Origin of the sequence: Vibrio fujianensis (assembly GCF_002749895.1) — a bacterium.
In the GTDB taxonomy this organism is placed as follows: Bacteria; Pseudomonadota; Gammaproteobacteria; order Enterobacterales; family Vibrionaceae; genus Vibrio; species Vibrio fujianensis.
This window is the reverse complement of the sequence record NZ_NBUS01000054.1, coordinates 385,239-388,893: the sequence shown is the minus strand read 5'-3', so window position 1 is coordinate 388,893 and position 3,655 is coordinate 385,239. Positions and strand designations below refer to the sequence as shown.

Annotated in this window: 3 protein-coding genes and 1 pseudogene; 1 reads left to right on the top strand and 3 read right to left on the bottom strand. The window is 42.4% G+C overall.

Annotated features, from left to right (window positions below; genetic code table 11):
- Window positions 1-2,185 (bottom strand): ATP-dependent Clp protease ATP-binding subunit ClpA (gene clpA, locus B7C60_RS14840; RefSeq protein WP_245869524.1); only part of this gene is annotated, 2,185 nt, incomplete at its 3' end.
- Between the two features lie 38 nt (window positions 2,186-2,223).
- Window positions 2,224-2,544 (bottom strand): ATP-dependent Clp protease adapter ClpS, encoded by a 321-nt coding sequence (clpS, locus tag B7C60_RS14835; protein ID WP_099612651.1) that lies wholly within the window; start codon window positions 2,542-2,544, stop codon window positions 2,224-2,226.
- Window positions 2,545-3,064: 520 nt separating this feature from the next.
- Between clpS and cspD the strand changes: the two genes are divergently transcribed.
- Entirely contained in the window at window positions 3,065-3,286 is a 222-nt protein-coding gene (gene cspD / locus B7C60_RS14830) for a cold shock domain-containing protein CspD (protein ID WP_161428237.1), read from the top strand.
- 210 nt (window positions 3,287-3,496) lie between these two features.
- On the opposite strand, the pseudogene B7C60_RS19600 reads toward cspD, so the two are convergent.
- A pseudogene (locus B7C60_RS19600) lies at window positions 3,497-3,655 on the bottom strand (CDP-diacylglycerol--glycerol-3-phosphate 3-phosphatidyltransferase); the annotation flags it as partial.

The following is a 3,655-nucleotide window of genomic DNA, read 5'->3' as shown; positions in this document are numbered from 1 at the left end:
CAACCAAAGCGCCAAATAATAATTCATTAGCAAGTGGTTTTTTCAATTGATCTTGAATGACTCGCCCCATTGGACGAGCGCCCATATCTCGATCATACCCTTTGATAGCAAGCCAATGCCTTGCATCTTCAGAGACCTCAAGTGACACGCCTCTTGCATCCAGTTGAGCTTGTAACTCAACAATAAATTTATCAACTACTTGATGAATAACTCGTTCATCTAAGCTATTAAACCAAATGATATGATCTAAGCGATTACGAAACTCTGGAGTAAAGACTTTTTTAATCTCCGCCATTGCATCATGACTATGATCTTGTTGAATCATACCAATCGATTGTTTTACCGTTTCAGCCACACCCGCATTGGTCGTCATCACTAAAATTACATTACGGAAATCCGCTTTTCGACCGTTATTATCCGTTAATGTGCCATTGTCCATCACTTGCAACAGGAGGTTAAAGACATCTGGATGGGCTTTTTCAATTTCATCAAGCAAAACGACCGCATGAGGGTGCTTAATCACAGCATCGGTCAACAAGCCACCTTGATCGTAACCAACATAGCCAGGAGGCGCTCCAATTAAGCGGCTAACCGAATGACGTTCACCATATTCCGACATATCAAAGCGTAGCAGCTCGATCCCCAATAACTTGGATAATTGGACGGTAACTTCCGTTTTACCAACCCCAGTTGGCCCTGCAAAAAGGAACGAGCCAACCGGCCGATTATCTGAGCCGAGACCTGCGCGAGTGAGTTTGATCGATTCACTCAGCACTTCTATCGCTTGATCTTGGCCAAAGACTAACATTTTCATCTTCTTATCAAGATTTTTCAAAATATCTTTATCGGATGAAGAGACCGATTTTTCTGGAATTCGCGCCATTTTTGCTACCATAGCTTCGATTTCAGCAACCCCAACGGTTTTTTTACGTCGGCTAGCAGGCATCAGTCGGATTCTTGCACCGGCTTCATCGATCACATCAATCGCTTTATCCGGCAAATGGCGCTCATTAATATATTTTGCTGATAACTCTACTGCGGCCCGTAATGCTTTATGGGTATAGCGTACATCATGGTGTGCTTCATATTTAGGCTTTAACCCCATTAAAATCTTGGTGGTATCATCCAATGACGGTTCTAATACATCAATTTTCTGAAAACGACGTGATAACGCGCGCTCTTTTTCAAATATCGTGCTGTATTCTTGATAGGTGGTTGAACCTATACAACGTAATTTGCCACTGCTTAATAATGGTTTAATCAGATTCGCGGCATCCACTTGCCCACCCGATGCTGCACCAGCACCAATAATCGTATGAATCTCATCAATAAAAAGAATCGCGTCTTGTTCTTTCTCTAATTGTTTAAGAATCGTTTTAAAACGTTTTTCAAAATCACCACGATACTTGGTTCCAGCAAGTAACGAACCAATATCTAATGAGTAGATGACACTGTTTTGAATGACGTCCGGAACTTGCCCTTCCACAATCCGCCAAGCTAGACCTTCAGCAATTGCCGTTTTACCGACCCCAGCCTCACCCACTAAGAGCGGATTATTTTTACGACGGCGGCATAATACTTGAATCGTACGCTCAAGCTCTTTATCTCGACCAATAAGAGGATCAATCTGTCCTTGTTTCGCGAGTTGATTAAGGTTGCTAGCAAAGCTTTCTAATCGCTCATCGCCATTGGTGTCATCTAAATTCCCAGGGCTAAAAGCGTCAGCAGCAGGATCATCACTCGCGCCGGAAATTTTAGTAATCCCGTGAGAAATGAAGTTCACGATATCAAGTCGACTAATATCATTTTTTTTCAGTAAGTACGCCGCGTGGGACTCTTGTTCACTAAAAATAGCCACGAGAACATTCGCGCCTGTGACTTCATTACGTCCAGAAGACTGAACATGAAAAACAGCGCGTTGTAGCACTCGTTGGAAGCTGAGAGTTGGCTGAGTTTCACGCATGTCATCATTCGCAGGGATAAGAGGCGTGGTTTGATCAATAAATTGATCCAGCTCTTGTCGTAATGTGTCAATATCAGCTTGACAGGCCAATAATGCATCCTTCGCTGCATCGTTTTCCAACAATGCCAGTAGGAGGTGCTCGACGGTCATAAATTCATGTCGTTTGTCTCGCGCTCGAGCGAACGCGCCATTTAGACTAGACTCTAGTTCTTTATTAAGCATAAGGCCTCCTTAAGGAACAACCACATTGTCTGACAAGCCTAAGCTTGCTCCATAGTACACAGTAGTGGATGCTCATTTTCCCTTGAGTACATGGTCACTTGCGCTACCTTTGTCTCTGCAACCTCTGCAGTATATGTGCCACAAATGGCTTTTCCTTCATAATGTACCCTAAGCATGACTTGTGTTGCTCTTTCGATGTCCATTGAGAAAAAACGCTCAAGAATCTCAATCACAAAGTCCATCGGGGTATAATCATCATTATTGAGTACTACGTGATACATTGCCGGGGGGCTTACCTCGGTCTTTTCTTTCTCCAGTAAATCTGAGCCTGGAGTTACCCATTCAAAGTTTCTACTCATGACGGCCATAGATCAGAGTGTTTCTCAAATTATTACCCATTGTCATCCTATCCATCAGCGCGGTTTATTCACTTAACTTGCTGTCTGTTCAGGTGAAAAACAACCCTTACCTAGAGACTAATCCAGCAATGGTACCGCTGCAAATAAAACATGACGATTCCTTGTCGGTTACGGTTGTAACCGTTCAAAAAAACAGCTAAATATGCACTTAAATTCACAATATGCATTGCTATTTGCAAATTTCATTGCATTTTTCCATCCTTCATCACTCAAGCAGCACCTCTTTTAGACAAAAAACTCAATGCGCTGACCCCTTAAAGTGATTTACTTATAAAAGTGACTATCTTTATACCGCTCCCCTATTGACTGTGCTCTATCATTGACTACATTGGTCAATTAGTGAGTAAAGATTTGGCAGCGGCTAAACCAGCATTCACACCAGAAACGCTCGTTTATGGAATCAGAGGAGCGAGTATTTCTGTCAACACTATCAGTTACAAATGCATGAGGGATGTATAGCATGGCTACAGGTACAGTAAAGTGGTTCAATAATGCCAAAGGGTTCGGTTTCATTTGTCCAGACGGTGGAAATGAAGACATTTTCACCCATTATTCAACGATTAAAATGGATGGCTACCGCACACTAAAAGCGGGGCAACAAGTCGCCTATGAAGTTGAGCAAGGCCCCAAAGGCTTCCACGCCAGCAGTGTTGTTCCTATTGAAGGACAACACGCAAAATAAATCCGCTGCCATACTCGGAGTGATCGTTTTATAACTCAATCAGAGATGAACTCATCCCCAGCGTTACTGCAGATTTAATGGATAAGAATCGAATTAACGTCACCATTAACTGGCTATTGTTCCTCTTTGATACTTCACACCAAGTAACATATAAAACCCCAATATAATATTGGGGTTACTTAAATTTTCCATCAACGATTAAGCACAAGGTTAATGGTGCTCTTCATTGAGCAGATCGCCCTTCGCTGCAGATAAATATTGCATCATTGACCAATAAGTAAGAATAGTTGCAATATAGATAGCCACATAGCCCATCCAAACCATCCAATCGTCATAACGCCAGATCAATACCCACAGAGCAAACATTTG